At 72.5% G+C, this 25440-nt stretch carries 29 protein-coding genes; 18 read left to right on the forward strand and 11 right to left on the reverse strand.

Going from position 1 to position 25440, the window contains the following annotated elements; all coding sequences use genetic code 11:
- Positions 1 to 3: 3 nt before the first annotated feature.
- A complete protein-coding gene (locus tag ACFZCF_RS29315) occupies positions 4 to 2424 on the reverse strand; it encodes an HAD-IC family P-type ATPase (protein WP_391289939.1) in 2421 nt (806 codons plus the stop codon).
- A gap of 88 nt (positions 2425 to 2512) precedes the next feature.
- Positions 2513 to 2797 (reverse strand): DUF2530 domain-containing protein, encoded by a 285-nt coding sequence (locus tag ACFZCF_RS29320; RefSeq protein WP_391289941.1) that lies wholly within the window; start codon positions 2795 to 2797, stop codon positions 2513 to 2515.
- Between the two features lie 159 nt (positions 2798 to 2956).
- On the opposite strand from ACFZCF_RS29320, the gene ACFZCF_RS29325 reads away from it, so the two are divergent.
- On the forward strand, positions 2957 to 4408 hold the full coding sequence (locus tag ACFZCF_RS29325; RefSeq protein WP_388438363.1) for an NCS2 family permease: 1452 nt from the start codon (positions 2957 to 2959) through the stop codon (positions 4406 to 4408).
- On the opposite strand, the gene ACFZCF_RS29330 is transcribed toward ACFZCF_RS29325, so the two are convergent.
- The gene (locus ACFZCF_RS29330; protein WP_388438360.1) at positions 4378 to 4623 is read right to left on the reverse strand and encodes a hypothetical protein; all 246 of its coding nucleotides are present in this window, start codon (positions 4621 to 4623) and stop codon (positions 4378 to 4380) included. The genes ACFZCF_RS29325 and ACFZCF_RS29330 overlap by 31 nt on opposite strands.
- A gap of 177 nt (positions 4624 to 4800) precedes the next feature.
- On the opposite strand from ACFZCF_RS29330, the gene ACFZCF_RS29335 reads away from it, so the two are divergent.
- From ACFZCF_RS29335 to ACFZCF_RS29345, 3 genes are all read left to right on the forward strand, one after another.
- Positions 4801 to 5244, forward strand: coding sequence for a MarR family winged helix-turn-helix transcriptional regulator (locus ACFZCF_RS29335; RefSeq protein WP_388438357.1), 444 nt, complete (start codon positions 4801 to 4803; stop codon positions 5242 to 5244).
- Positions 5245 to 5271: 27 nt separating this feature from the next.
- Positions 5272 to 6636: an MFS transporter gene (locus ACFZCF_RS29340; RefSeq protein ID WP_388438353.1), complete on the forward strand. Its 1365-nt coding sequence runs from the start codon at positions 5272 to 5274 to the stop codon at positions 6634 to 6636.
- A gap of 113 nt (positions 6637 to 6749) precedes the next feature.
- Positions 6750 to 7256 carry a lamin tail domain-containing protein gene (locus ACFZCF_RS29345; RefSeq protein WP_388438350.1) on the forward strand — a complete coding sequence of 169 codons (507 nt, stop codon included), beginning with the start codon at positions 6750 to 6752 and terminating at the stop codon, positions 7254 to 7256.
- A 7-nt stretch (positions 7257 to 7263) separates the two neighbouring features.
- Here the strand turns inward: ACFZCF_RS29345 and ACFZCF_RS29350 are convergent, their stop codons facing one another.
- Entirely contained in the window at positions 7264 to 7776 is a 513-nt protein-coding gene (locus ACFZCF_RS29350) for a GNAT family N-acetyltransferase (RefSeq protein ID WP_391289946.1), read from the reverse strand.
- A gap of 34 nt (positions 7777 to 7810) precedes the next feature.
- On the opposite strand from ACFZCF_RS29350, the gene thpR reads away from it, so the two are divergent.
- Positions 7811 to 8395 carry an RNA 2',3'-cyclic phosphodiesterase gene (thpR, locus tag ACFZCF_RS29355; RefSeq protein ID WP_391289948.1) on the forward strand — a complete coding sequence of 195 codons (585 nt, stop codon included), beginning with the start codon at positions 7811 to 7813 and terminating at the stop codon, positions 8393 to 8395.
- Between the two features lie 277 nt (positions 8396 to 8672).
- On the opposite strand, the gene ACFZCF_RS29360 is transcribed toward thpR, so the two are convergent.
- On the reverse strand, positions 8673 to 9662 hold the full coding sequence (locus ACFZCF_RS29360; protein ID WP_391289950.1) for an aldo/keto reductase: 990 nt from the start codon (positions 9660 to 9662) through the stop codon (positions 8673 to 8675).
- A gap of 166 nt (positions 9663 to 9828) precedes the next feature.
- On the opposite strand from ACFZCF_RS29360, the gene ACFZCF_RS29365 reads away from it, so the two are divergent.
- Genes ACFZCF_RS29365 through ACFZCF_RS29385 form a run of 5 tightly spaced genes read left to right on the forward strand, consistent with a single transcriptional unit; the run spans position 9829 to position 11866 of the window.
- Entirely contained in the window at positions 9829 to 10038 is a 210-nt protein-coding gene (locus ACFZCF_RS29365; protein WP_388438337.1) for a hypothetical protein, read from the forward strand.
- Positions 10022 to 10519 carry a DUF6879 family protein gene (locus tag ACFZCF_RS29370; RefSeq protein ID WP_391289952.1) on the forward strand — a complete coding sequence of 166 codons (498 nt, stop codon included), beginning with the start codon at positions 10022 to 10024 and terminating at the stop codon, positions 10517 to 10519. Before ACFZCF_RS29365 ends, ACFZCF_RS29370 begins: the two co-directional genes overlap by 17 nt.
- A complete protein-coding gene (locus ACFZCF_RS29375; RefSeq protein ID WP_391289954.1) occupies positions 10516 to 11349 on the forward strand; it encodes a Scr1 family TA system antitoxin-like transcriptional regulator in 834 nt (277 codons plus the stop codon). Before ACFZCF_RS29370 ends, ACFZCF_RS29375 begins: the two co-directional genes overlap by 4 nt.
- A gap of 59 nt (positions 11350 to 11408) precedes the next feature.
- Positions 11409 to 11645, forward strand: a complete 237-nt coding sequence (locus ACFZCF_RS29380; RefSeq protein WP_391289956.1) for a hypothetical protein — start codon at positions 11409 to 11411, stop codon at positions 11643 to 11645.
- Positions 11645 to 11866 carry a hypothetical protein gene (locus tag ACFZCF_RS29385; RefSeq protein ID WP_391289958.1) on the forward strand — a complete coding sequence of 74 codons (222 nt, stop codon included), beginning with the start codon at positions 11645 to 11647 and terminating at the stop codon, positions 11864 to 11866. The genes ACFZCF_RS29380 and ACFZCF_RS29385 overlap by 1 nt, the downstream gene beginning before the upstream one ends.
- Before the next feature lie 72 nt (positions 11867 to 11938).
- Here ACFZCF_RS29385 and ACFZCF_RS29390 read toward each other — a convergent pair whose 3' ends face one another.
- Both ACFZCF_RS29390 and ACFZCF_RS29395 read right to left on the reverse strand, forming a co-directional pair.
- A complete protein-coding gene (locus ACFZCF_RS29390; protein ID WP_391289959.1) occupies positions 11939 to 12622 on the reverse strand; it encodes a GDSL-type esterase/lipase family protein in 684 nt (227 codons plus the stop codon).
- A 92-nt stretch (positions 12623 to 12714) separates the two neighbouring features.
- Positions 12715 to 13560 carry an alpha/beta fold hydrolase gene (locus ACFZCF_RS29395; RefSeq protein ID WP_391289962.1) on the reverse strand — a complete coding sequence of 282 codons (846 nt, stop codon included), beginning with the start codon at positions 13558 to 13560 and terminating at the stop codon, positions 12715 to 12717.
- A 72-nt stretch (positions 13561 to 13632) separates the two neighbouring features.
- Here ACFZCF_RS29395 and ACFZCF_RS29400 point away from each other — a divergent pair, with 72 nt between their 5' ends.
- Positions 13633 to 14637 carry a WD40 repeat domain-containing protein gene (locus ACFZCF_RS29400; RefSeq protein ID WP_391289964.1) on the forward strand — a complete coding sequence of 335 codons (1005 nt, stop codon included), beginning with the start codon at positions 13633 to 13635 and terminating at the stop codon, positions 14635 to 14637.
- Between the two features lie 86 nt (positions 14638 to 14723).
- Positions 14724 to 15092, forward strand: coding sequence for a hypothetical protein (locus tag ACFZCF_RS29405; RefSeq protein ID WP_388438312.1), 369 nt, complete (start codon positions 14724 to 14726; stop codon positions 15090 to 15092).
- A gap of 58 nt (positions 15093 to 15150) precedes the next feature.
- Here the strand turns inward: ACFZCF_RS29405 and serC are convergent, their stop codons facing one another.
- Positions 15151 to 16269 (reverse strand): phosphoserine transaminase, encoded by a 1119-nt coding sequence (gene serC, locus ACFZCF_RS29410; protein ID WP_388438309.1) that lies wholly within the window; start codon positions 16267 to 16269, stop codon positions 15151 to 15153.
- 51 nt (positions 16270 to 16320) lie between these two features.
- On the opposite strand from serC, the gene ACFZCF_RS29415 reads away from it, so the two are divergent.
- On the forward strand, positions 16321 to 19107 hold the full coding sequence (locus ACFZCF_RS29415) for an FAD-linked oxidase C-terminal domain-containing protein (protein ID WP_391289967.1): 2787 nt from the start codon (positions 16321 to 16323) through the stop codon (positions 19105 to 19107).
- 33 nt (positions 19108 to 19140) lie between these two features.
- Here the strand turns inward: ACFZCF_RS29415 and ACFZCF_RS29420 are convergent, their stop codons facing one another.
- A complete protein-coding gene (locus ACFZCF_RS29420) occupies positions 19141 to 19878 on the reverse strand; it encodes a methyltransferase domain-containing protein (RefSeq protein WP_391289969.1) in 738 nt (245 codons plus the stop codon).
- Positions 19879 to 19934: 56 nt separating this feature from the next.
- Between ACFZCF_RS29420 and ACFZCF_RS29425 the strand changes: the two genes are divergently transcribed.
- Positions 19935 to 20330: a GNAT family N-acetyltransferase gene (locus tag ACFZCF_RS29425; protein ID WP_391289971.1), complete on the forward strand. Its 396-nt coding sequence runs from the start codon at positions 19935 to 19937 to the stop codon at positions 20328 to 20330.
- A gap of 56 nt (positions 20331 to 20386) precedes the next feature.
- Here ACFZCF_RS29425 and ACFZCF_RS29430 read toward each other — a convergent pair whose 3' ends face one another.
- A complete protein-coding gene (locus ACFZCF_RS29430; protein WP_388438296.1) occupies positions 20387 to 21127 on the reverse strand; it encodes a class I SAM-dependent methyltransferase in 741 nt (246 codons plus the stop codon).
- Between the two features lie 111 nt (positions 21128 to 21238).
- Here ACFZCF_RS29430 and ACFZCF_RS29435 point away from each other — a divergent pair, with 111 nt between their 5' ends.
- A complete protein-coding gene (locus ACFZCF_RS29435) occupies positions 21239 to 22150 on the forward strand; it encodes a DUF2199 domain-containing protein (RefSeq protein ID WP_391289972.1) in 912 nt (303 codons plus the stop codon).
- 23 nt (positions 22151 to 22173) lie between these two features.
- Here the strand turns inward: ACFZCF_RS29435 and ACFZCF_RS29440 are convergent, their stop codons facing one another.
- Complete coding sequence (locus ACFZCF_RS29440; protein WP_388438290.1) at positions 22174 to 23073, reverse strand: LysR family transcriptional regulator; 900 nt, start codon at positions 23071 to 23073, stop codon at positions 22174 to 22176.
- A gap of 115 nt (positions 23074 to 23188) precedes the next feature.
- Here ACFZCF_RS29440 and ACFZCF_RS29445 point away from each other — a divergent pair, with 115 nt between their 5' ends.
- The 3 genes from ACFZCF_RS29445 to ACFZCF_RS29455 all read left to right on the forward strand — a co-directional run.
- Positions 23189 to 24172, forward strand: a complete 984-nt coding sequence (locus ACFZCF_RS29445) for an EamA family transporter (RefSeq protein WP_391289974.1) — start codon at positions 23189 to 23191, stop codon at positions 24170 to 24172.
- A gap of 298 nt (positions 24173 to 24470) precedes the next feature.
- Positions 24471 to 25142 (forward strand): DUF4097 family beta strand repeat-containing protein, encoded by a 672-nt coding sequence (locus ACFZCF_RS29450; protein ID WP_388438287.1) that lies wholly within the window; start codon positions 24471 to 24473, stop codon positions 25140 to 25142.
- Between the two features lie 37 nt (positions 25143 to 25179).
- Positions 25180 to 25440, forward strand: a 261-nt coding sequence (locus ACFZCF_RS29455; RefSeq protein ID WP_391289976.1) for an ATP-binding cassette domain-containing protein, incomplete at its 3' end; no start/stop codon positions are given.

A 25440-nucleotide genomic window follows, 5' to 3' on the forward strand; every position in this document is an offset into this window, starting at 1 on the left:
GCGTCAGGCCGGGAACCGGCGGTCCACCCAGCGCCAGGCGCCCTCCAGGACCGCGGCGCCCGCCGCGGCGACGGCGACGGCCGCCCAGGGCATGGTGGTGCCGACCAGCCTGAGGGCGAAGAAGTCCTGGAGCCAGGGGACGGCGAGGACGAGCAGGAAGGCGCCGCCCATGGCGGCCACCAGGGCGATGCGCCACCAGGTGTAGGGGCGGGCGATGATCGCGAGGACCCACGTGGAGACGAGGAAGAGGGTGAGGGTGGCGGCGCTGGTCTCGGCGCTCAGCGCGTCCGCGCCCGTGTAGTGGTGCCGGGCGAGGAGGTACGTGGCGAAGGTGGCGGTCGCCGCGACGACGCCGCCGGGGACGGCGTACCGCATGACCCGGCGGACGAAGTGCGGTCTGGCGCGCTCCTTGTTGGGGGCAAGGGCGAGGAAGAAGGCCGGGACGCCGATCGTGAGGGTGGACAGCAGGGTCAGGTGCCGGGGGAGGAAGGGGTACTCGACCTGGCTGACGACCACGAGGACCGCCAGGAGGACCGAGTAGACGGTCTTCGTGAGGAAGAGGGTCGCCACGCGGGTGATGTTGCCGATGACGCGGCGGCCCTCCGCGACCACCGACGGGAGGGTCGCGAAGGAGTTGTCCAGGAGGACGATCTGGGCGACGGCCCGGGTCGCCTCGGAGCCGGATCCCATGGAGACGCCGATGTCGGCGTCCTTGAGGGCGAGGACGTCGTTGACGCCGTCGCCGGTCATGGCGACGGTGTGCCCGTGGGACTGGAGGGCGGCGACCATGTCCCGCTTCTGCTGCGGGGTGACCCGGCCGAAGACCGCGTTCCCGTCGAGGACCGTCGCCATCTCCTCCCGGTCGGCGGGCAGCGTGCGGGCGTCGACGGTGTGGTCGGCGCCGGGCAGGCCCAGCTTGCCGGCGACCGCGCCGACGGAGACGGCGTTGTCGCCGGAGATGACCTTGGCGGCGACGTTCTGGTCGGCGAAGTAGGCGAGGGTGTCGGCGGCGTCGGGCCGCAGCCGCTGCTCCAGGACGACGAGGGCGGTGGGCCGGGCGTCCTTCGCGACGTCCGGGGAGTCGAGCTCGTGGGCGGTGCGGGCGAGGAGGAGGACCCGCAGGCCCTCCTCGTTGAGGTGGTCGACCTCGGCCAGGTTCGGGTCGCCGTGCGGGAGGAGGACGTCGGGGGCGCCGAGCAGCCAGGTGGACTCCTCGCCGTCGCCCTCGCTGAACACCGCGCCGCTGTACTTGCGGGCCGAGGAGAACGGCAGCGATTCGACGCACCGCCACTCCTCGACGTCGGGGCAGGCGTCGATGATGGCCTGGAGGGAGGCGTTGGGGCGGGGGTCGGACTCGCCGAGGGCACCGAGGACCTTGCGCACGTACGCCTCGTCGGCGCCGTGCAGGACGCGGACCTCGGTGACGTCCATGCCGCCCTCGGTGAGCGTGCCCGTCTTGTCGAGGCAGACGACGTCGACGCGGGCCAGGCCCTCGATGGCGGGCAGTTCCTGCACCAGGCACTGTTTGCGGCCGAGCCGGATGACACCGATGGCGAAGGCGACCGAGGTGAGCAGGACGAGCCCTTCGGGGATCATCGGGACGATGCCGCCGACGGTCCGGGCGATGGAGTTCTTGAGGTCGTTGTCCTTGACGACGAGCTGGCTGATGATCAGGCCGATCGCGGTCGGCACCATCATCCATGTCACGTACTTGAGGATCGTGGAGATGCCCGAGCGGAGCTCGGAGTGGACGAGCGTGAAGCGGGACGCCTCATCGGCGAGCTGTGCCGCGTAGGCCTCCCGGCCGACCTTGGTGGCGGTGAAGGCGCCGCCGCCGGCGACGACGAAGGAACCGGACATGACGGGGTCGCCGGGGCGTTTGACGACGGGGTCGGCCTCGCCGGTGAGGAGGGACTCGTCGATCTCCATGCTGTCGGCCTCGGCGACGACGCCGTCGACGACGACCTTGTCGCCGGGGCCGAGCTCGATGAGGTCGCCGAGGACGATCTCGGAGGTGGAGATTCCGGCGGCGCGGCCGTCGCGGCGGACGGTGGGTTTCGCCTCGCCGATGACGGCGAGTCCGTCGAGGGTCCTCTTGGCGCGGAGCTCCTGGACGATGCCGATGGCGGTGTTGGCGACGATCACGAAGCCGAAGAGGCTGTCCTGGATCGGGGCGACGACCAGCATGATCACCCACAGGACGCCGATGATCGCGTTGAAGCGGGTGAAGACGTTGGCCCGGACGATGTCGGTGGTGGAGCGGGAGCTGCGGACGGGTACGTCGTTGACCTCGCCGCGCGCGACGCGTTCGGCGACCTCGGCGGAGGTGAGTCCGGCGGTCCGGTGGACGACGGGTGGTCCGGCCTCGGCGGTGGTGTCCCCGATGTCGCCGCCGTCCGTGTCGATCTTCGCCCGCTGCGTCATGGTTCCGACGGTACGACCGGAATCGACCGTTCACCCGCTGGGAAGCGGCAAGATCCGACCGTGGGAGGACTGGAATCGTCCCTCGGTGCTACGCGGGGCTCGCCCCGCCCGCCTCCTCGGCGTCCCGTGCCGCCTGGTGCCGCTTGATGGCCGCGTCGCGCTTGCGCACGTACCAGATGCCGATCAGGCCGAGCCCGCCGCCGGCCAGGCAGGTCCACACCCACGAGGCCATCCCGCGGTCGTCGAACCAGCCGTAGAAGGGGAGCTGCACGAGGAAGAGGACGAACCAGATGATCGTCCCGCCGGTGATCGTCGCGACCACAGGCCCCTCCAGGGGTGCGGGTGCCTCGTGCTTCGGTGTCCACTTCGCCATGCCGCCAGTCTAGGTGGGCCGATTTCGGGTCTACGCGCGGAGATGGACTCCCGCTCGTTCATGTGTTCATACTGAAACGGTTTGCCTGAGGCGGGTTTCCTTCGTATGAACCGCCAAAAAAGGACTTCTGGACTTCTTTCCCGAAGAGGAACCCACCCCATGAGCACCACGGCCGCCGCCAAGGCCTCCGCCCCCGAGCCGAAGGTTCCGCAGGAACCCGCCTCCGGCCTCGACCGCTTCTTCAAGATCTCCGAGCGCGGTTCCACCGTCGCCCGCGAGGTCCGCGGCGGTTTCGCCACCTTCTTCGCGATGGCCTACATCATCGTGCTGAACCCGATCATCCTCGGCAGCGCCAAGGACATGTACGGGCACCAGCTCGACAGCGGCCAGCTCGTCACCGCCACCGTCCTGACCGCGGCCTTCTCGACGCTCCTCATGGGCGTCATCGGCAACGTCCCGATCGCCCTCGCCGCCGGACTCGGCGTCAACACGGTCGTCGCCCTCCAGCTGGCGCCCCGGATGTCCTGGCCGGACGCCATGGGCATGGTCGTCCTCGCCGGCATCGTCGTGATGCTGCTCGTCGCGACCGGCCTGCGCGAGCGCGTCATGAACGCCGTCCCGGTCGGCCTGCGCAAGGGCATCGCGATCGGCATCGGCCTCTTCATCATGCTGATCGGCCTCGTCGACTCGGGCTTCGTCTCCCGCATCCCCGACGCCGCGCACACCACCGTGCCGCTCCAGCTGGGCACCGGCGGGCACCTGCTCGGCTGGCCGGTCCTCGTCTTCGCCCTGGGCACCCTGCTGACGCTCGCCCTGATCATCCGCAAGGTGCCGGGCGCGATCCTCATCTCGATCGTCGTCATGACGATCGTGGCGATGGTGATCAACGCGGTCGCCGACATCCCGTCCTGGGGCCTGACCACCCCGGAGTGGCCCGGCAACCCGGTCGCCTCCCCGGACTTCGGCCTGGTCGGCGAGGTCAGCCTCTTCGGCGGCTTCGCGAAGGTCGGCTACCTCACCGGCGCGCTCTTCGTCTTCACTGTCCTGCTGTCCTGCTTCTTCGACGCCATGGGCACGATCCTCGGCGTCGGCGACGAGGCCAAGCTGATCGACAAGGACGGCAACTTCCCGGGCATCAACAAGGTCCTGCTCGTCGACGGCCTCGCCGTGGCCTCCGGCGGCGCGACCTCCTCGTCGGCCACCACCTGCTTCGTGGAGTCCACGGCGGGCGTCGGCGAGGGCGCCCGCACCGGGCTCGCCTCGGTCGTCACGGGCGGTCTGTTCTCGGTGGCGCTGTTCCTCACGCCGCTCGCGACCATGGTGCCGTCGCAGGCGGCGACCCCCGCGCTGCTCGCGGTGGGCTTCCTGATCCTGGCCGGGTCCGTCAAGGACATCGACTGGGCCGACTTCACCATCGCGGTGCCGGCCTTCCTGGCCATGACGATGATGCCGTTCACCTACTCGATCACGAACGGCATCGGCATCGGCTTCATCAGCTTCAGCGTGCTGCGGCTCGCGGCCGGACGGGGCCGTGAGGTCCCGGTGGCCATGTACGTCGTGTCGGCGATCTTCGTCTTCTACTACGCGATGCCGGCGCTGGGCCTGACCTGATCGAGCGGGGCGGCACCGGTGCCCGGAGGCTCCGGCTCCGCCCCGTAGAACCTCTCCGTCTCCTCGACGGCGGTCTTGAACCGCTCGTCGAAGTCCTCCCGAATGAGCGTCCGGACGACATAGTCCTGGACGCTCATTCCTCTTCTGGCGGCGTGACCCTTGAGCCGGTCGAGCAGCTCACTGTCGATGCGCAGGCTGAGCACTGTCGATCCCATGCCGTTCAGGGTCGGGGCTGCCGCGACCTCTTCGCGTCACTTTCCGGATCCGGCTCACTCCTTCGGGTGATGTGGGGCCCTCGCGTCGCGACCCGGGCGACGTGATGCGTACGACACGCGGTCCGTCGCGTGGTTCCCGAGTGGTCTTTAGTCAGAGTAATGAGTTAGGCTAACTACATGCCTGACCTGTCCCACGGCTCCGCCGACGACGCCGCGGCCGTGAACGCGATCCGCTCGTCCGTCATGCGGCTGAGCCGGCGCCTGAAGCGCCAGCGCGTCGACGAATCGCTGAGCCCGACCGAGATGTCGGTGCTCGGCACCCTGGCCCTCTGCGGCTCCGCCACCCCCGGTGAGCTGGCCCGCAAGGAGCACGTACAGCCGCCGTCGATGACCCGCATCGTCGCCCTGCTCGAAGCCAAGGGACTGGTCCGGCTGGAGCCGCATCCCGACGACCGCCGGCAGAAGGTGGTCAGCCAGACCGAGCGCGCCGAGACCATGCTCGAGGACGCCCGCCGCAAGCGGAACGCCTGGCTGGCCTCCCTCGCCGAAGGCCTGGACGAGGACGAGTGGGCCGTGCTGCGCGCGGCCGCTCCCGTCCTGGAGAAGCTCGCCCATCTCTGAACCCCGGCGCCAAGGAGGCGACGCACTTTGAGTACGGGACCCGGAGCAGACTCCGCACCCGTCCCCCATAAACCCTCGACCACCCCGCGGAGCCGGGACGGAGGGCCCCGCAAGGGAACCTTCTCCTCGCTCTCGATCCGGAACTACCGGCTGTTCTTCACCGGAGCGATCGTCTCCAACACCGGTACGTGGATGGCCCGGATCACCCAGGACTGGCTCGTCCTGAGCCTCACCGGCTCGGCCGCCGCCGTCGGCATCACCACGGCCCTGCAGTTCCTGCCGATGCTCCTCTTCGGCCTGTACGGCGGGGTCATCGCCGACCGCTACCCGAAGCGGCGCCTGCTCCTCGTCAGCCAGGCCGCGCTCGGCCTGTGCGGCCTCGCGCTCGCCGTCCTGACCCTCTCCGGCCACGTCCAGGTCTGGCACGTCTACCTGATCGCCTTCCTCCTCGGCATGGTGACGGTCGTCGACAACCCGGCCCGGCAGTCCTTCGTCTCCGAGATGGTCGGCCCCGACCAGCTCCGCAACGCGGTCTCGCTGAACTCGGCCAACTTCCAGTCCGCCCGGCTCGTCGGCCCCGCCGTCGCCGGCGTCCTGATCGCCGGGGTCGGCAGCGGCTGGGCCTTCCTCATCAACGGCCTGTCCTTCCTCGCGCCGCTGACCGCCCTGTGGCTGATGCGGACGAGCGAGCTCCACAAGGTCGAGCGCGCCCCGCGTGGCAAGGGCCAGCTCCGCGAGGGCCTCCGGTACGTCGCCGGGCGCCCCGACCTGATCTGGCCGATCGTCCTGGTCGGCTTCATCGGCACCTTCGGGTTCAACTTCCCGATCTGGCTGACCGCCTTCTCCGACGAGGTCTTCCACGTCGGCGCCGGCACGTACGGCTTCCTCAACACCCTGATGGCGGCCGGCTCCCTCGCGGGCGCCCTGCTCGCGGCCCGCCGCGGCTCCACCCGGCTGCGGATGCTGGTGATCGCCGCGGGCGTCTTCGGCGCCCTGGAGATCATGGCGGCCCTCGCGCCGTCCTTCTGGATGTTCGCGCTGCTGCTCGTCCCCATCGGCATGATCGGCCTCACGGTGAACATCACCGCGAACTCGGCCGTCCAGATGGCGACGGACCCCGCCATGCGGGGCCGCGTGATGAGCCTCTACATGATGGTCTTCGCGGGCGGCACCCCGATCGGCGCCCCGCTCCTGGGCTGGGTCACCGACACGTACGGCGCCCGCGCCGGCTTCGCCACCGGCGGCCTGGTCTCCCTCGCCGCCGCCGCGGGCATCGGCCTCGTCCTGGCCCGCATCGGCAACCTCCGGCTCGCCATGGGCTGGCGCCACGGCCACCCCAGCGTCCGCTTCGTGCCCCGCGCGACCCCGCAGCGCCTGGCGACGGCGGCCTGATCCCCGGCCGGTAGGGACGGTTTTCGGTCACGGAACGGGCGGAGCCCCTCAGGCTCCGCCCGTTCCGTATACGTTGAGCCCTCAATCACCAGTACCACCAGGGGGGGTCCCTTTTGCGTACCCGCACCATCCGTCCCGTCATAGCCGCGGCGCTCGCCGCCGGCGCGCTGACCGGCGTCCTCGTCTCCACCCCGGCCCAGGCCGCCGAGTACTCCTCGGCCCTCAAGATCGCCGGCGTCCAGTACGACGCCCCGGGCCGCGACAGCAACAGCTGCACGACCGGCAACACCAAGGCCGAGTACGTGACGATCAAGAACTTCTCGCGGACGGCGACCGTGAACCTCAAGGGGTACGTCGTCAAGGACGCGGTCGGCAACAGCTACACCTTCCGCGTCAACCACTACCTGCAGCCCGGGGACTACGTGCGGCTCCGCGGCGGCCACGGCACCGAGTCCGACGCGGACAACGTCGCCTACCGCCAGAACTGCAACTTCATCTGGAACAACGACCGCGACACGGTCAAGCTGATCAAGCCGGGCGGCGCGTACGCCGACACGCACGCCTACACCAAGAGCGCGAACGACCGCGACGGCAACGGCTTCATCACCTTCCACGGCTGAGCCGCGCTCAGACCCGCATCTCCAGGACCTGCCCCGGCCAGTCGCCGATGGTGAAGGGATCGGTGCGGGTGAAGCCCTGCCGTTCGTAGTACGCGACGAGGCGGCCCTCGCTGCCCGCGAAGCAGTCCACGCGGAGCAGCGAGACGCCTTCGCGGCGGGTCTCCTCCGCCGCGTGGGCGAGCAGCGCCGCCCCCACCCCGAGGCCGTGGAAGCGGCCGTCCGTCGCGAGGTAGCGGACGTACCGCTCCGGCTCCCCGGCCGGCGGTACGTACGTGCCGGGGTGCGGGGTCAGGGTGAGCGTGCCGGCCGGGAGGCCGTCCACCTCCGCGATCCAGGGGGTGCCCTCGCCCAGCACCCGCCCCACGTGCTCGACCGTCTTCGGGCGGCTGGTGAAGGGGTCCGTGCCCCACTGGGCGGTGATCCCCCGGCCGTTGAGCCAGGCGACGGCGCTGTCGAGTATCCCGAGGACGACCGGCAGGTCCGCGGGGCCGCCCCGCCTGATGGTGATCGCGTGGTCCATCCGGCCGAGGCTATCCGCTGCCACACTGGCGGGCATGAGGGTTTTCGCCGCCGTCCTGCCGCCCGCCGGGGCGCTCGCCGAGCTCGCCGCCGCTGTCGACGCGCTGCGCGCCCTGCCCGGCGCGGAGGCCCTGCGGTGGACGTCACCGCCCGGGTGGCACTTCACGCTCGCGTTCATGGGGGAGGTCGACGAGGGGCTCCTGCCGGACCTCCGCGCCCGGCTGGCCCGCGCCGCCCGGCGCACCGAGCCCTTCGGGCTGCGGCTGCACGGGGCCGGCCACTTCGGCGGACGCGTCCTGTGGACGGGCACCGCCGGGGACCTGGACGCCCTGCGACGGCTCGCCGAGCGGGCCGACGCGGCGGCGCGCCGGGCGGGGATCCCGATGGAGGAGCACCGGCGCTACCGGCCCCATCTGACGATCGCCAGGGCCCGCGGCGAGGGCGCCGAGCCGGCGCCGTTCGTCGCCGCCCTCGACGGTTTCGAGGGGACGCGCTGGGAGGTCGGCGAGCTGGCGCTGGTCCGCTCGAACCTGCCGGTGGGCGGGGTGGCGGGGGAGCAGCCCCGGTACGAGACGGTGGAGGCCTGGCCGCTGGAGGGGCGGGGCGGGGGCCCGGGTTAACCTCGACGGGTGGATCCGAAGACTCGTAACCAGATCATGGCCGGCGTACTCGTACTGATGTTCGCGATCATCGCGGTGGCGTCGGTGGTCGGCCAGTAGCGCGCCCGCGCCGCTCCGACAGGCCCTTGCTTCGGCACGCGGGACTTCGGCCCGCAGGCCGACGAGGCCACCGGCCCCGCCCTCATGGACCGCGAAGCAGGCGCTTCGACGCCGCGAGGCGCTGTGGCCGCCGCCCCACGGGAACGGGCGGCGGCCGTACCGACCAGGCGCTACCCGATCACCAGGCGAAGGCTTCCGGCGACGGCCCGGGGCCGGGGAAGATCTCGTCCAGGGCGGACAGGACCTCGTCGCTCAGCTCCAGCTCCAGGGCGCGGAGCGCGCCCGCCAGCTGCTCCGGGGTGCGGGGGCCGACGATCGGGCCGGTGACGCCGGGCCGGGTGAGGAGCCAGGCCAGGCCGACCTCGCCGGGGGCGAGGCCGTGCTTGTCGAGGAGGTCCTCGTACGCCTGGAACTTGGCCCGCACGCCCGGGTCCGCGAGGGTCTCCGCGGCGCGGCCCTCGGTGCGGCGCTTCCCCTCGGTCTCCTTCTTCAGGACGCCGCCGAGCAGACCGCCGTGCAGCGGCGACCAGGGGATGACGCCGAGGCCGTACTCCTGGGCGGCCGGGATGACCTCCATCTCGGCGCGGCGCTCGTAGAGGTTGTAGAGGCACTGCTCGCTGACGAGGCCGACCATGCCGCGGCGGGCGGCGGTCTCGTTGGCCTGGGCGATCTTGTAGCCGGGGAAGTTGGACGAGCCGGCGTAGAGGATCTTGCCCTGCTGGATCAGGACGTCGATCGCCTGCCACACCTCCTCGAAGGGGGTGGCGCGGTCGACGTGGTGGAACTGGTAGACGTCGATGTAGTCGGTGCCGAGCCGCTTGAGGCTGGCGTCGACGGCGCGGCGGATGTTGAGGGCGGAGATCTTGTCGTGGTTCGGCCAGGCCTCGCCGTCGGCGCCCATGTTGCCGTACACCTTGGTGGCGAGGACGGTCCTGTCGCGGCGGCCGTCGCCCTTCGCGAACCAGGAGCCGATGATCTCCTCGGTGCGGCCCTTGTTCTCGCCCCAGCCGTAGACGTTGGCCGTGTCGAAGAAGTTCAGGCCGGCGTCGAGCGCCGCGTCCATGATGGCGTGGCTGGTGGCCTCGTCGGTCTGCGGGCCGAAGTTCATCGTGCCGAGGACGAGGCGGCTGACCTTGAGTCCGGTGCGTCCGAGCTGCGTGTACTTCATGAGGCACAAGCCAACTGCTTCGAGCCCACTCCAAGCAAGAGCCGCCGCGTGGACGCCCGTTTATGCGACAACGCGCATAGTCGCGTTTCCGCATGGACGGAGCAGCGGCGCCGCTCGTACGGTCATGGCGACCGGCCCGCACCGGGCTCGCAAGAGGGGGTTCAGCATGGCGCGCGAAGAACTCACACGGCTCACCGGCAACACCGACGGCGGCAACTGCGGCCAGGGCGACTGCCCCAACGTCTACCGCACCGGATCCGGCTCGTTCGTCGTCCAGGGCGACGTGTCCACCGCCTTCACCCCGCCCGCCGGGGAAGGGCTCGTGGAGATCCCCGAGGAAGTCCTGAGGGAGGCCGTTCGTGCTCTTGGATGGTGAAGCCTGGGCGGACAAGTTCAAGACGTTCCAGACCGAAGCCTGGCGCCTTGAGACCCTGCCGCAGTACCTCGTACCGCAGGAAGCAGAGGAGTTCGCCGCCTTCAGGGCGGGGGCGCGCTTCCCCGGACCGTACGAGGACGCGTGGACGGCCATGGTCCGCACGCGCAACGTGGGCCGCGTCCACATCGTCACCCGGCCGCTCACGGACTACCTGCGGTTCGAGTTCGAGCGGTACTACCAGCACCAGGCCCCGGCTGGGGAGGACATCCGCATCCTCGACGTCACCGACCGGCCGAACCCGCTCCCCGACGTCCACGATTTCTGGATGTTCGACCGCTCGACGGTCGTCCTCATGAAGTACGAGGCCGACGGTACGCAGATCGAGCGGGAGCTGTACGAGGGTGACCCTGCCCCGTTCCTCGAATACCAGCGCATCGCCATCGCGGAGTCGGTCCCGTTCCTGGAGTACGTGAGCGGGTGACGTTCGAACCCGAGCAGCTCGGCCAGTCCTCTCAGGAACTCGCCGCGACACTGCGCAAGTTGCGGAAGCAGGCCGGTCTCTCCGGGGACCGGCTCGCCGCGCGCTGCAACATGTCGCAGTCGAAGGTGAGCCGGATCGAGAGCGGGAAGGTGCGCCCGACCCTGGTGGACATAGAGCGCATCCTCAGGGCTCTCGAAGCTCCGCCGGCCTTGGTCGCGGAGGTGTCCGCGCTGGCCCGCATCGCCGCTACGGAGTGGCAGGACGCGCGCTCGACGCGGCGGAAGGGTCTGGACAAGAAGCAGCTTGAGCTGGCCGGGCTCGAAGCGTCGTCGACGGAGTTCCGCTTCTTCCTGCTCTCGATGCTCACGGCCCTGCTCTCCACCCCGGAGTACATCAGGGCCAGCCTCGCCCACATCACCGGAGACCACAGCAAGGCCGTGGCGAGGAAGCTGGAGCGGCAGGAGGTCCTGTACGACCGCCGGAAGAAGTTCACCTTCATCGTCACCGAGCAGGCGGCCCGCTCCCCGTTCGTCTCCCCGGACGCCATGGCGCTACAGCTCGACCGGCTGGCTTCCCTGACTCACCTGCCGAACGTGCGCCTCGGCGTGCTCCCGATCGAGACGCGCCTGCCGGGGTGTCCGCTGAACACGTTCACCGTGTACGACGAACGGCTGGCCACGGTGGAGACGACGGCCGGGGTGTTGGTGTTCCGCGACCCGAGGGACGTCCGGACGTACGTCGATGAATTCGCCGGTTACGACGAGCGCGCCCTCTTCGGCGAGGCCGCGCGGGAACGGCTGGCCGAGTGGGCGATGGCGTTCCGGTCCTGATCTTCAGTCCAGTACGCGACTGAACCTCGAATCACCCCGTGCCGGCGGGCAAGGATGCGGTGCCGTCGGAGAACGCACGGGAGGCGTACGAGATGAGCAGCGAGCAGACCACCATGTCGGGACCCGTACGCCTGACCCTTCCCGTCGGGGACCCGGACCCCGTCGCGGGCTGTCGGCAGTGCCTCGGCGTCGCCGTGACCCGAGCCAACGCGCGATCGGTCGGCGACTACTCGAAGGCGACGGACGCGAACGTCGTGCTCCGCACGCACCTCCGGGAAGACCACGGGGCCGAGTGATGGCGCGCACGGTCCTGCGGTTCGTGGCGCACCGGATCACGCGGCATCCGGACACGGACGTGACCTTCGAGGCGGAGTGCCTGCACTGCAAGTGGAGGGCGGAGCCTTCGCCGGAGAGCGCGGCGGTGGACGTCGAGTGCATGAGCCATACCGGCCTGAGCAACCATCGCGGCTCCCGGCGGATCTGTACGTCGTTCGCCATGGTGGTGCGGGCCGAGTAGGGCGGTGTCGTACGTCCACCACGCGGCCGGGGCCTGCCTGAGACCGCTGTGCTCCTGTCTCGGGCGCTCTCGCTACCGCTCCCGGTAGCGCCCGCCGTACCCCCACGCCTGGTGCATCGCGTCGGCGAAGGCGGCGGCCAGTTTGTGCTCGCCGCTGGGGCCGGGGTGCGTGCCGTCGTACGTGTCCGTCCGCAGGTCGTACGAGTCCGGCACGGACGCCAGCAGCAGCGGCGAGGCGGCGGTGTCGAGATCGGCGACCGCCTTCGCCAGCAGGTCGTTGAAGCGGGCGCACTCGGCGGCGAAGGCGTCGTCGTAGGCGGCGCGGACGTTGGGGATCACGGGGAGCAGCACGGCCCGGATCCCCGGGTTCGCGGCCCGGGCGGCGGCCACGAACGCCCGCACGTTCTCCTCGGTCTGGTCGCTGTTCGTGTAGAAGCCGAGATCGATCAGGCCGAGCGAGACGAGCAGCACGTCGGCGCGGGTCGCGGCGACGGCCTCCCCGATGACCGGGGCCATGTGCAGCCACCCCTCGCCCCATCCCGCGAGGTGCCGGCGGGCGGCGGCGGGGAACGCGGGGTCGGCGTACCCCCGCGGGTCGCCCGGCTCGTCCTCGGGCACGTACAGCCCGTCCCGGGGCCCGACGATCTCGTAACCGCCGGGCATCACCGACTCCAGGTGCTGCCACATGCGGTGACGCCAGGTCCAGTCGCCGGCGCGTCCGATGGTCATGCTGTCGCCGACGAACAGAAAACGCATGCTCACATCATCCCGGACCCCGCCGCCGACCTGCGACGTGACGCCGGACACGGGCGGGCCGGAGGCGGTCGGCGCAGCCACTGTCCCCACGCCTACGCGTCCAGGAACTCCGTCACGCGTGCCGTGAACCACTCCGCGTCGTCGTGCCAGGGGAAGTGGCCGCCGCCCTTCAGGACGTCGAGGCGGGCCGCCGGGAACAGCTCCGCGTACGCGGCGGCCGTCGGCGGCGGGGTGTTCGCGTCGCCCTCGCCGGCGACGACGAGCACGGGCCGCCCGAACTCCGCGAACACCGCGCGCGTCGCCGCCGGGTCGTAGGCGCCCTCGCCGCCGTACACCCCGGCGGCCTCGCCGTTCCGCTGCCGCGCCGTCGCCGCTTCCCGCTCGCGCGCCGCCTCGTCCCAGGTGCCGTGGAAGAACGGCATGACCTTCGCGAACGTCTCGTCCGACCCGCGCCCCGCCGTCACCTCCTCCAGCGCCGCGTACGCCTCCGCGAACCACGGCTCCCCGGCCCGCAGCCGCGCCGCCGCCAGCCGCTCCTCCGGCGCGGTCGCGATCCCGGGTGCCGCCGCCCCCGGCGTCACGAGCACCAGCCGCCGCACCCGCTCCGCGTGCCGGGTCACGTACAGCGCGGCCAGGTTCGCGCCCGCCGAGTGCCCGAGGACGTCGACCTCGTCGGCCCCGAGGTGCGCCCGCAGCGCCTCCACGTCCTCGACGAGCCGGTCGCAGCGGTATGAGGCCGGGTCGTCCGGCGTCCCGGAGGCGCCGGTGCCGCGCAGGTCGAGCCGTACGAGCCGGCGGCCGGGCAGACCGTCCAGGTCGTCGAGGTAGGCGGAGTCCCGCATCGGACCGCCCGGCAGGCAGAGCAGCGGCACACCGGCCTCGGGTCCGGACTCGTGGTAGGCGAGGAGGGTGCCGTCGGGGGCGGTGAAGGTAGGCATGGCCGTGACCATGACAGCCGCCTTCGGCGCAGGTCAAGCCCGTTTCCGCGGCGCCATGGCACGCTTGATCCCATGCGATCTGCACTGTGCGCCCTCGGGGTGGCCGCCGCCCTGGCGCTGCTCCCGGCCGGTCATGCCCGCGCCGAAGGGCCGGGGCCCGACCGGGACTTCACCCTCGCCGACCCGAGGATCACCGAGTCCAGCGGCCTCGCCGCCAGCCGGACCCACCCCGGGATCTACTGGACGCACAACGACCAGGACCAGCCCCGGATCTTCGGCGTCGACTCCCGTACGGGCGAGACGGTCGCGACCCTGACGATGGCCGGGGTCGGCACCCCCAGGGACATGGAGGCCATCTCCGTCGGCCCGGACGGCGACATCTACGTCGGCGACATCGGCGACAACCTCGACGGCTCGTGGGACCACGTCTGGATCTACCGCTTCCCCGAGCCGAAGACCCTGAAGGACCAGACGGTCCGGGCGCGGCAGTACGTCGTGAAGTACGCCGACGGCCCCCGCAACGCCGAGGCGCTGATGGTGCACCCGAAGACCGGCCGCGTCTACATCGCCAGCAAGAACGAGGACGGCGGCGGCCTCTACGCCGGCCCCGAGCGCCTCTCCACCTCCGGCACCAACACCTTCCGCCGCATCGGCGAGGTCCCCTGGGTGACCGACGGCGCCTTCTCGCCCGACGGCGAACGGCTCCTCCTCCGCAGCTACTTCAGCGCCCGCGAGTACGTCTGGAAGGACGGCCGCATCGAGGGCGACGGCACCTCCCCCGGCGCCCCCTTCCAGGGCCAGGCGGAATCGGTCACGTACACGCCCGACGGCTCGGCCTACCTGTTCGGCTCGGAGGGGCAGGGGAGCCGGGTCGTCCGCGTGGAGCGCCAGGACCGGCCGGAGACCGGCCCCGACCGCCCGTCGGACGCCGGGGGCCCGGGGGACTCCGCGTCGAAGCCCCCGGCCGGCGCCGCCCCCGCCGACGACGCCCCGGGCGGCAGCGCCACCACCGGCTTCCTCGTCCTCGCCGGCGCCACCGTCCTCGTCCTCGGCATCAAGCGGCTGCTGCGCCGCTGACCGCCCCGCCGCCCGCCCCGCCGGTTCGTGTCGACCCCCGCCCCTTCCGGGCCCAGACTGGAAGGAGAGCGAAGAGGTGAGGCGTCATGACGGCATTCACACGCGAGGACACCCCGGTCGCCCTGGAGGGCGACGGCCTGGACTTCCGGATGCGGGAGGCGGGCGGCGGCATGACCGTCGCGTTCATCCACCTCCCCCAGGGCACCGACCTGGCCCCGGCGCTCAAGGGCCTGGAGGGCGACCTGTGCCAGTGCCCGCACTGGGGATACGTGTTCAAGGGCCGCATCAGGATGCGGACCGCCTCCGGCGAGGAGGAGTACGAGGCCGGGCAGGCCTACTACTGGGGCCCCGGCCACGCCCCCGCGGCGCTGGAGGACACCGACGTCGTCGAGTTCTCCCCGACGGAGGAGTTCACCGCCGTCATCGACTACGTGAAGTCGCAGGCGGCCGGATGACGCGAGCGGAGGGGGCCCGGCATCGTGCCGGACCCCCTCCGCGAGGTGCGAGCCGTGATCAGAGGCGCTCGATCACGTAGTCGACGCAGGCCGTCAGGGCGCGGACGTCCGCCGGGTCGATCGCCGGGAACATCGCGATGCGCAGCTGGTTGCGACCCAGCTTGCGGTACGGCTCCGTGTCCACGATCCCGTTCGCGCGCAGCACCTTCGCGACCGCCGCCGCGTCGACGTCGTCCGAGAAGTCGATCGTGCCGATGACCTGCGAGCGCTTCGCCGGGTCCGTCACGAACGGCGTGGCGTGCTTCGAGCCCTCGGCCCAGGCGTAGAGGGCGTCCGAGGACTCCTTCGTCCGCGCCACCGCCCACTCCAGACCACCCTGGCCGTTGATCCACTTCAGCTGCTCGTTCAGCAGGAAGAGGGTCGACAGGGCCGGGGTGTTGTACGTCTGGTTCTTCAGCGAGTTGTCGATCGCCGTCGGCAGCGAGAAGAACTCCGGGATGTGCCGGCCGGACGCGTGGATCCGCTGCGCCCGCTCCAGGGCCGCCGGGGAGAACGCCGCCAGCCACAGGCCGCCCTCGGCGGCGAAGGACTTCTGCGGGGCGAAGTAGTAGACGTCCGTCTCGGTGATGTCGACGGGCAGACCGCCCGCGCCCGAGGTCGCGTCCACCAGGACCAGCGCGCCCTCGTCGGCGCCCGCGACCCGCTTCAGCGGGGCGGCGACACCGGTCGAGGTCTCGTTGTGCGTGTACGCGTACACGTCCACGCCCGCCTCGGCCACCGGCTCCGGGTGCGTGCCCGGGTCGGAGGAGATCACGGTCGGCTCGGCCAGCCACGGGGCCAGCTTCGCGGCCTTCGCGAACTTGGACGAGAACTCGCCGAAGGTGAGGTGCTGCGACTTGGACTCGATCAGACCGTGGGTCGCGATGTCCCAGAAGGCGGTGGAGCCGCCGTTGCCGAGGACCACCTCGTAGCCCTCGGGCAGCGAGAAGAGGTCGCGGATCCCGGCACGGACCTCGCCGACCAGGTTCTTGACCGGAGCCTGGCGGTGGGACGTGCCCAGGAGCGACGTGCCGGTGGCGGCCAGGGCGTCCAGCGCCTCCGTCCGCACCTTGGAGGGGCCCGCGCCGAAACGACCGTCTGCGGGCTTGATGTCAGCGGGAATCTGGATGTCGGCCACGAGCCGGAGACTATCGGGTCGGCGTGGGCCGGGTCGCGGCATGTCCGCCCGATGAGACGAAGGACGAGACATCCTTGCGTTGTGGGAACAGACGACAGACACGCCGCAGGCCCCTCCGCCGACCTCGCCGATCTCGCCGCGGAGCTGGGCGCCGCCCTCGCCGGAGACGTCGACTTCGGCGCCTCCGCCCGGGCCCTCACGACCATGGACGCCTCCAACTACCGCCGTGTGCCCGCCGGTACGGTCGCACCGCGCGACGCCAACGACGTCGCCGCCGCCCTGGAGATCTGCCGCCGGCACGGCACCGTCCCCGTCGTCCCGCGAGGCGCCGGCACCTCCATCGGAGGCCAGGCGACCGGCACCGGAGTCGTGCTCGACCTCACACGCCACATGGACGGGCTCGTCTCCGTCGACCCCGTCGCCCGCACCGCCGTCGTCCGCCCCGGTCTCGTCCTCGGCCGGCTGCGGGAGGCGGTGCGCCCGTACGGCCTCACCTTCGGCCCCGACCCGTCCACCCACAGCCGCTGCACCCTCGGCGGCATGATCGGCAACAACGCCTGCGGCGCCCACTCGGTCGCCTGGGGCACCACCGCCGACAACGTCAGCTCACTGGAAGTGGTGAGCTACCGGGGCGAGAGGTTGACGCTGGGGAAGGGCGGGCAGGGCGCGCCCGCCGGCCTGACGGACCTCGTCGACCGCAACCTCGCCCTCCTGCGCACCGGCTACCCGCCCGGCCTGCCCCGCCGCATCTCCGGCTACGCCCTCGACGCGCTGCTCCCCGAACGGGGCACGGACGTCGTCCGCTCCTTCGTCGGCAGCGAGGGGACGCTGGGGGTGGTGACGGAGGCGACCGTACGGCTCGTCCCGCTGCCCGTCGACCCGGTCCTGGTCGTCCTCGGCTACCCCGACGAGACGGCGGCGGCGGACGCGGCGGCGGCCGGGCTGGGGGCGTACGGGGCGCTGACGGTGGAGGGCATGGCGGTCGACCTCGTGGGGGACGCGCGGGGCCTGCCCCGCGGCGGCGCCTGGCTGTTCTGCGAGGTCGACGGAGCCGGGACGGCGCGGGAGCTGGTCCGGGCGGCGGACGCGCTCGACGCGGCGGTCGTACGGGACCGGGCGGGGCAGCGGGCCCTGTGGCGGATCCGCGAGGACGCCGCCGGGACGGCCACCCGGATGCCCGGCGGAGGCGAGGCCTGGCCGGGATGGGAGGACTGCGCGGTGCCGCCCGCGCGGCTCGGCGCGTACCTGCGCGACTTCCGGGCCCTGCTGGCCGAGCACGGGCTGCGGGGGACGCCGTACGGCCACTTCGGCGACGGCTGCGTGCACGTCCGCATCGACTTCGACCTGTGGACGGGCGAGGGGGTGCGCGACTTCCGGCGCTTCTCGGAGGCCGTCGCCGACCTGGTGGTCGCGCACGGGGGCTCCTTGTCCGGCGAGCACGGCGACGGAAAGGCGCGGGCGGAGCTGCTGCCGCGGATGTACGGGAAGGAGCTCGTCGGACTCTTCGGCGCGGTGAAGGACCTGTGGGATCCGGACGGGGGGCTCAACCCGGGGATGCTGGTCCGCCCCGAGCCCCTCGACTCGGGGCTGCGGTTCGAGGGGCTGCCGCTGGTGGGAGTGGGCCGGGCGGCCGCCCGGTGCGTCGGAGTCGCCAAGTGCCGGGTCGCGGAACGGAGTTCGGGCGCCTCGGTGATGTGTCCGTCGTTCCGCGCCACGGGGGAGGAGAAGCACTCGACGCGGGGCCGGGCCCGGCTCCTGCACGAGATGGCCCTCGGCGAGGTCATCACCGACGGCTGGCGCTCGGAGGAGGTGCGGGAGGCGCTGGACCTCTGCCTCTCCTGCAAGGGCTGCCGCAGCGACTGCCCCGTCGGCGTCGACATGGCCGCGTACAAGGCCGAGTTCCTGGACCGCCACTACGCGGGCCCCGGTGGCTGGTGGCGCCGTCCGCGCTCGCACTGGACGATGGGCCGCCTCCCGTCCTGGCTCGCCCGCTTCGGGCGCGGCCTGAACGCGGCCATGCGCCTCCCCCACGCGGCCCGCCTCGCGGGCGTCACCCCGGAACGGGCCCTGCCGAGGGTCGCGGACCGCACCTTCACGTCGTGGTTCGCCGACCGCTCCTCGGCCCGCGCCCCCGTCCTCACCCTCTGGCCCGACACCTTCACGAACCACCTGGCCCCGCAGGTCGGACGCGCCGCCGTCCGCGTCCTGGAGGACGCCGGCCTCGGCCACGAACTCCCGCCGGGCCGGGTGTGCTGCGCACTGACGTACGTGTCGACCGGCCAGCTGGGGGCGGCACGGAGGGTGATGCGCAGGACCCTGGACGTGATGGAGGGAGTGGAGGGCCCGGTGGTCGTCCTGGAGCCCTCCTGCGCGGCGACCCTCAGGACCGACCTCCCCGAACTGCTCCCGGACGACCCGAGGGCCGCCCGCCTCGCGGCCTCCGTCCGGACCTTCGCCGAGGCCCTGGAGGAGCTGGCCCCCGACTGGATCCCGCCGGCCGTCGACCGACCGGTCACCGGCCAGACCCACTGCCACCAGCACGCCGTCCTGGGCGACGCCGCGGACCGCAGGCTCAGGGAGCGCGCGGGTCTTCGGGGCGAGTTGGCGGGCGGCTGCTGCGGCCTGGCGGGCAACTTCGGCTTCGAACCGGGCCACGAGGAGGTGTCGCGGGCCTGCGCCGAGGACCAGCTCCTGCCGGCCCTGCGTACGGCTCCGGGCGCGGCGGAGGTCCTGGCCGACGGCTTCTCCTGCCGCACCCAGATCGCCCACCTCACCTCCGGCGGCGCACGCCACCTCGCGGAGGTCCTGGCGGAGGCGCTGGACGGCGCGGGCACGTGAGCGGCGCCCCGGGCACCCCGGGCACCGCGCGCGTCACGCCGGCGGCTTGCGCCAGACGGAGACGTGCTTCGTGGAGTCCTGGGTGAACGGCGTCCCGTCCCAGTCCGCGACGCGCCGTTCCGGTTCGAGGCCGGCGAGCCGCGCCATCAGGTCGAGCTCGGCCGGCCAGGCGTACCGGTGGCGGGAGTCGTCGCGGCGGTAGCGGCCGTCCTCCAGGGTGAAGTGGTGCGAGACGAGGACCTGTTCGACCAGGTCGAAGGTGTCGAAGCCGAGGTGCCGCTCCGAGACGTCGAACGGCACCGCGACCTGGCCCGGCGGCAGGAGGCGCAGCGGCGGCACGCCCAGCTCGATGAGGAAGCGGCCGCCGGGCTCCAGGTGCCGTGCGGCGTTCCGGAAGCACTCGACCTGCTCGTCCTGCGTGAGCAGGTTGGTGATCGTGTTGTAGACGAGGTAGACCAGGGCGAACCGGCCGGGGACGACGGTGGTCGCCATGTCCCCGATGGTCACCGGAAGGGTCTCCTCGTCGACCTTGCGCCGCAGCACCGCCGCCATGTGCTCGGACAGTTCGATGCCCACGACCGGCACGCCGCGCTCCCGGAGGGGGATGCCCACGCGGCCGGTGCCGATGGCGAACTCCAGCGCCCGGCCGTCGCCGGCGAGCCCGGCGAGGAAGTCGAGGGCCGGCCCGAGCGCGGCGGGCGAGGACGCTTCGGCCTCCTCGGTGTCGTAGCGTTCGGCGGTCGCGCGGGTCCACAGTTCACTGCTCGTCACGGACGGGCACTCTGCCGGGTTCCGGGGGCCGCTGTCGACGCATTTACTCTCGCGCCATGACGATCACCTACGAGTGGCGGGGCGACTTCGACGACGCCGCGCTCAACGCACTGCACGCCGAGGGCTTCGGCCCGCCGTCGCCGGACGTGGACTGGCGGGAGCGGGTGCGGCGGCACAGCCTCGGCTGGGTCTGCGCGCGCGCCGACGGGGACCTCGTCGGCTTCGTCAACGTCGTCTGGGACGGCGGCGGTCACGCCTTCCTCCTCGACACCGTGGTCGCGGGGGACCGCCGCCGGTCCGGGGTCGGGGCCGAGCTCGTCGCCGAAGCGGCGCGGCGGGCCCGCGAGGCCGGCTGCGTCTGGCTCCACGTCGACTTCGAGGACGACCTGCGGCCCTTCTACCTCGACGCCTGCGGCTTCCGGCCGACGACGGCCGGCCTCCTCGCCCTCTGACCGGCGCGGAAGGCTCCGGGCTTGGGGGGTGAGGCTCGCGGGTCGGGGCTCGCGGGTCATGGCTTGTGGGTGACCCAGAGGAGTTCCGCGGGCCAGCGGCGGGCCCAGTCGGGCGGGTCGGTCTCGTTGTAGCCGTTGGGGGTTCCGGCGTCGGGCCGGGGCTCGATGAGGTCGTCGACGACGAGTCCCGCGCCGCGCAGGACCCGGACCCATCCGCCGTAGGTGAGCTGGTAGCTGGTCGCGCCGTCGCCCTCGGCGACGGCGTCCAGCCCGAAGTAGTCCTTCTGCAGCGTCGTCGTCACCCGCTCGGCGGCTTCGTCGTAGCAGGCCTCGAACCAGGGGCTGGCGACGTTGAACACCAGCCGCCCGCCCGGTCGCAGGACGCGCGCGGCCTCCGGGACGGCCAGGCGCGGGGGCGCCCAGCTGAGCCCCCCGAAGTCGCAGAAGACCAGGTCGAAGATTCCGTCCGCGAACGGAAGCCGCTCGGCCGCGCCTTGCACCAGCGGATAGCGGTCGGCTCCCATGGCCGCCGTCGCCGCCGCGAGCTGCGCCTCGGACAGATCGATCCCGACCACGGAGGCGCCCTCGGCGGCGAGCGCCCTGGACCACTGTCCGGCGCCGCAGCCGAGTTCGAGGACCCGCTTGCCGTCGACGTCCCCCAGGGCCCGCAGGCGCTGGTCGGGGATGGAGTACATCCCCCACAGCCGGGGCGCGGCGCCGATCCGCGGGTCGTGGGCGTGCTGGTAGTCGTCGCTGATCCGGTTCCAGAGCCGCCGGTTGGCGGGGATGCTGTTCACTCCTCGACTCCAGCACCGCCCGCCGGAGACGGTCAACAAGATAAGCGGGCGGGGGCCCGGACCGGCCGGGCCGCCGTTCAGGGGCGGATCCGGGCTGCGTAGGGTGCGGGAATGGACAGCCCCGCACCCGCCACCACCTGCTCCTGCTGCGGTGCCCCGCTCCTCGACGAGCGGCGGATCGACGTCCGGTTCGGCTTGCCGGACGTCGCGTTCGAGCTGCCGGAGGAGGCCCGCCGGTCGGCCGGTCCCGGCGCGCTGCTCGCGCTCGACGGGGCCGGCTTCTTCGTGCGGTGCCTGCTGCCGGTGCGGCTGACGGGGGAGACCGAGCTGGTGCTCGGGGCCTGGGTCGAGGTGGACGAGGCGACGTTCCGGCACGCCGCCGACGTGTGGGACGACGAGGTCGCGTACCCGGAGCTCGTCGTGCGCGGGCGGCTCGCGAACGCCGTGAAGCCGTGGGGCGAGGCGGTGCTCGGCGCGGAGTTCACGGGCCGGATCGAGGTCGCCGACGAGCTGCCGTATCTCGTGGAGGGCCACGGACCGGAGGCGGAAGGGCTGATCGGGGAGGTCTGGGACCGGGACCACGTCCTCGCCCGCTTCCCGCACCCGCTGCCCGTCGCGGTCCGGATGGATCTCGGCGACGGGTGGTCGGTGGAACGGTCCGCCGGGTTCGCGGCGCGGTTCGAGGACGGCGTCGACCAGCTCGCGGCGAAGGGCCGCGGCGTCGCCGCGACGCTCTTCCAGGACACGGAGCGGGGACGCGCCGCCGAGGACTTCCTCACCGCGCTGATCGGCGAGGACCCCGAGGTGCCGGACGGGCAGGAGGAGCTGGAGCGGCTGCCGGGGGGCGGGGTCCGGTACGCCTACTGGTTCACCCCCGGGGACACGGGGCGGCCGCGGCACGAGCTGTACGCGTACGCGGTCGAGCCCGACGGCTCGGCCGCCGGGCTGTTCTGCTCGTACGCGGAGGCGGGACAGCACGCCTGGGCCCGGCACGTCTGGCGCTCGATGCGACGGGAGCGGTAGGCGGGGTCTCCGGGGGCCGTGGTTCAGGTGGCGTCGACGATGTCGCGGGCCATGCGCACCAGGGCCTCTGTCGCCGGGTGGGGGAAGGCGTCGCGCCAGGCGAGGAGGACGGGCAGGGGCGGGGCGCCGGTCAGGGGGCGGTAGGCCACCCCGGGGTGGGGGTGGAGTGCCACCGTGGAGGCGGAGGAGACGCCCACTCCCCGGCCGGCCGCGATGGCGGTGAGCCAGTCGTCGGTGTTGGCGACCGTGAGGGTGCGCGTGGGGCGGGCGGGCAGGGGCCACAGGGTGAGGGTGGTCGCGCCCGAGACCGTGTTGAGGACGACCGTCTCGTCGGCGAGGTCGAGGAGGGTCAGTTCGCCCGGGCGGTCCGCCAGCGGGCTGTCCGCGGGCAGTGCCGCCACGCGGGGCTCGGTGGTGAGTTCGGCGGTGACCAGGCCCGGGGCCTCGACGGTGCCGCGCAGCAGGGCCGCGTCCACCTGGCCCCTCGCCAGGCCGGCCGTGCGGTCGTCGACGCGGAGGAGTTCGAGCGGGGTCTCCGGGTGTTCGCGCTGCCAGCGGCGCAGGAGCGGCGTCGTGTACGGGCCGAAGGCCGACCAGGCGTGGCCGAGGCGGAGGGGGCGCCGGCGCAGCCGCGCCGGGTCGACGGCCGCGTCGAAGGCGGCCAGCGCGGCGGTGGCCCGTTCGCGGAAGGCGCGGCCTTCGGCGGTGAGGGCGAGGTGGTGGGTGGAGCGGTCGACGAGCCGGGCGCCGAGGTGCCGTTCGAGGGCGGCGAGGGTGCGGGAGACGGCGGGCTGGGTGAGGTGGAGGCGGGCGGCGGCCCGGGTGAGGTTCTCCTCCTCGGCGATGGCGAGGAAGCAGCGGAGGTGGCGCAGCTCGATGCGCGGGGTCATGTCTTCCAAGCATAACCGCAGGGTGATCGGCATTTCCGTGGGCGGAGGCCGGGTTCGTAGCGTGGAAGCGGAATCCGGTCGTCAGGATTCGGGATAGTGCATTACTCTGGACCAAGAGTTTAGTTCAATGCACTTTGGAGGTGTGGCGGTGAGCGTGGACAGTCAGGTGCCGACGGCGGCCGGGGCGGCGGGGGCGCCCTCCGGCCCCGTGGCCGATCCCGCGACGGGCGTGCGGGCCACGACGACTTCCGGCGGGCGTCCCGGGCGCGGCCCCGGTACGGGGTCCCGGCGCTTCGGGCCCGTCGCGCTCGTCGTCGCCGGGGGCCTCTCGGTGCAGTTCGGCTCCGCCGTCGCCGTCCTGCTCATGCCGCGCGCCGGGGCGCTCGGGGTCGTCACGCTGCGGCTCGTGCTCGCCGCGCTCGTCCTGCTGCTGGTCTGCCGGCCCAAGGTGCGCGGCTACGACCGGGCCGACTGGGGGACCGTCGTCGCCTTCGGCGCCGCCATGGCGGGCATGAACATCCTCTTCTACCAGTCGATCGACCGGATCCCGCTCGGTGCCGCCGTCACGCTGGAGGTGCTCGGCCCCCTGGTCCTCTCCGTCGTCGCCTCGCGACGGCTCGTCAACCTCCTCTGGGCCGGGCTCGCCTTCGGTGGCGTCGCCCTGCTCGGCGGCGGCGGGTTCGACGGGCTCGACCCGCTCGGCGCCGGCTTCGCGCTCGCGGCGGGCGCCATGTGGGCGACGTACATCGTGTTCAGCGCACGTACCGGCCGGCGTTTCCCGCAGGCCGACGGGCTGGCGCTCGCCATGGCCTTCGGCGCGGTCCTCAGCCTGCCGCTCGGCATCGCCGAGGCGGGCGGCGCGCTGGTCGTGCCGTCGACGATCGCGCTGGGCCTCGGCGTCGCGCTGCTCTCCTCGGTGCTCCCGTACACCCTCGAACTCCTCGCCCTGCGCCGTCTGCCCGCCCCCACCTTCGCCGTCCTGATGAGCCTGGAGCCGGCCATCGCCGCCGCCGCCGGTTTCCTGGTGCTCCACCAGGCCCTGTCCGTGACGGACGGTCTCGCGATCGCCCTCGTCATCGCGGCGAGCATCGGCGCCGTGCGGACGCAGAAGGCCGTGGCCGCCGCCACGTAGCCGCACTCGCCTTTCCCCGCCCCCACGGCCGGTGGTGTGGTCCGGAGCTTCCGGACCACACCACCGGCCGTGGCGTTTCCCCGAGACGGCCGTCCGGAGCGTTCACCTCCTACTCAATGCAACGCTCCGGCATATGTCGTTGCGTCAATTTTGATTTCATTGCAACGAAATAATGGTCTTGAGCTGCCGTAATGGCGATGTGATGCAACGAAGGCGTTGCAGAGAATAGGAAAGCAACGTAGCTTTTCTCATGTCGGAAACACCGACGGCACCGCCACTCCACAGGAGCAGACACCTCATGCAGACCTTCGCCACCACCGCCCCGATCGCCGCCCTCGTCACCGTCCCCGCCGGTCGTCTCCGCTTCGTCGCCGCCGAGCGGGCCGACGTCACCGTCGAGGTCCGGCCCCTCGACCCCGAGAAGTCCCGGGACGTGAAGGCGGCCGAGGAGACCGCCGTCTCCTTCGCCGACGGTGTCCTGCGGGTCACCGGAGCCGAGGGCGGGAACCAGCTCTTCGGGCCGTCCGGCTCCGTCGAGGTCACCGTGCGGCTGCCGGCCGGGTCCTCCGTCGAGGGGAAGGCCGCCGCCGCGGAGCTGCGCGGCGTCGGACGCCTCGGGGACGTCACCTTCGAGGCCGCCCGGGGGCCGGTCGAGCTCGACGAGGCCGGCCGCGTCCGGATCGGTCTCCAGGACGGCGACATCACCCTCGGACGCCTCGGCGGCGACGCCGAACTCACCACCGCCCGCGGCGACCTGCGGATCGCCGAGGCCGTCGGCGGCACCGTCGTCCTCGACACCCGGGCCGGGTCCATCACCGTCGGCGCCGCGCCGGGCACCTCCGCCACCCTCGACGCCGCCACCGCCCTCGGCCGGATCGCCAACCGCCTCCGGAACGACCGCGGTTCCGGCGCCGCGCTCGCCATCCGCGCCACCACCGCCCTCGGCGACATCACCGCCCACGGCAACTGAGACGCACCCTCACCCCGAGACCAAGGAGCGAACCGTCATGACGAACCCCGCCATCGCGGCGAACGGTCTGCGCAAGTCGTACGGCGACAAGGTCGTGCTCGACGGAGTCGACCTGACCGTCCCCGAAGGAACCGTCTTCGCGCTGCTGGGTCCGAACGGCGCGGGCAAGACCACCGCCGTGAAGATCCTCTCCACCCTCGTCGCCGCCGACGCCGGACGGGCCACCGTCGCCGGACACGACCTCACCACCGACGGCCACCGCGTCCGCGCCGCCATCGGCGTCACCGGACAGTTCTCC

The organism is Streptomyces sp. NPDC007945 (assembly GCF_042958885.1).
Classification (GTDB): domain Bacteria; phylum Actinomycetota; class Actinomycetes; order Streptomycetales; family Streptomycetaceae; genus Streptomyces.

What these genes read in the sequence shown, in the direction of transcription:
- ACFZCF_RS29315 (WP_391289939.1), bottom strand. Translation starts at nt 2,424, where the DNA reads ATGACGCAGCGGGCGAAGATCGACACGGACGGCGGCGACATCGGGGAC.
- ACFZCF_RS29320 (WP_391289941.1), bottom strand. Translation starts at nt 2,797, where the DNA reads ATGGCGAAGTGGACACCGAAGCACGAGGCACCCGCACCCCTGGAGGGG.
- ACFZCF_RS29325 (WP_388438363.1), top strand. Translation starts at nt 2,957, where the DNA reads ATGAGCACCACGGCCGCCGCCAAGGCCTCCGCCCCCGAGCCGAAGGTT.
- ACFZCF_RS29330 (WP_388438360.1), bottom strand. Translation starts at nt 4,623, where the DNA reads ATGGGATCGACAGTGCTCAGCCTGCGCATCGACAGTGAGCTGCTCGAC.
- ACFZCF_RS29335 (WP_388438357.1), top strand. Translation starts at nt 4,801, where the DNA reads ATGCCTGACCTGTCCCACGGCTCCGCCGACGACGCCGCGGCCGTGAAC.
- ACFZCF_RS29350 (WP_391289946.1), bottom strand. Translation starts at nt 7,776, where the DNA reads ATGGACCACGCGATCACCATCAGGCGGGGCGGCCCCGCGGACCTGCCG.
- thpR (WP_391289948.1), top strand. Translation starts at nt 7,811, where the DNA reads ATGAGGGTTTTCGCCGCCGTCCTGCCGCCCGCCGGGGCGCTCGCCGAG.
- ACFZCF_RS29360 (WP_391289950.1), bottom strand. Translation starts at nt 9,662, where the DNA reads ATGAAGTACACGCAGCTCGGACGCACCGGACTCAAGGTCAGCCGCCTC.
- ACFZCF_RS29365 (WP_388438337.1), top strand. Translation starts at nt 9,829, where the DNA reads ATGGCGCGCGAAGAACTCACACGGCTCACCGGCAACACCGACGGCGGC.
- ACFZCF_RS29385 (WP_391289958.1), top strand. Translation starts at nt 11,645, where the DNA reads ATGGCGCGCACGGTCCTGCGGTTCGTGGCGCACCGGATCACGCGGCAT.
- ACFZCF_RS29390 (WP_391289959.1), bottom strand. Translation starts at nt 12,622, where the DNA reads ATGCGTTTTCTGTTCGTCGGCGACAGCATGACCATCGGACGCGCCGGC.
- ACFZCF_RS29395 (WP_391289962.1), bottom strand. Translation starts at nt 13,560, where the DNA reads ATGCCTACCTTCACCGCCCCCGACGGCACCCTCCTCGCCTACCACGAG.
- ACFZCF_RS29400 (WP_391289964.1), top strand. Translation starts at nt 13,633, where the DNA reads ATGCGATCTGCACTGTGCGCCCTCGGGGTGGCCGCCGCCCTGGCGCTG.
- ACFZCF_RS29405 (WP_388438312.1), top strand. Translation starts at nt 14,724, where the DNA reads ATGACGGCATTCACACGCGAGGACACCCCGGTCGCCCTGGAGGGCGAC.
- ACFZCF_RS29415 (WP_391289967.1), top strand. Translation starts at nt 16,321, where the DNA reads ATGAGACGAAGGACGAGACATCCTTGCGTTGTGGGAACAGACGACAGA.
- ACFZCF_RS29425 (WP_391289971.1), top strand. Translation starts at nt 19,935, where the DNA reads ATGACGATCACCTACGAGTGGCGGGGCGACTTCGACGACGCCGCGCTC.
- ACFZCF_RS29435 (WP_391289972.1), top strand. Translation starts at nt 21,239, where the DNA reads ATGGACAGCCCCGCACCCGCCACCACCTGCTCCTGCTGCGGTGCCCCG.
- ACFZCF_RS29440 (WP_388438290.1), bottom strand. Translation starts at nt 23,073, where the DNA reads ATGCCGATCACCCTGCGGTTATGCTTGGAAGACATGACCCCGCGCATC.
- ACFZCF_RS29450 (WP_388438287.1), top strand. Translation starts at nt 24,471, where the DNA reads ATGCAGACCTTCGCCACCACCGCCCCGATCGCCGCCCTCGTCACCGTC.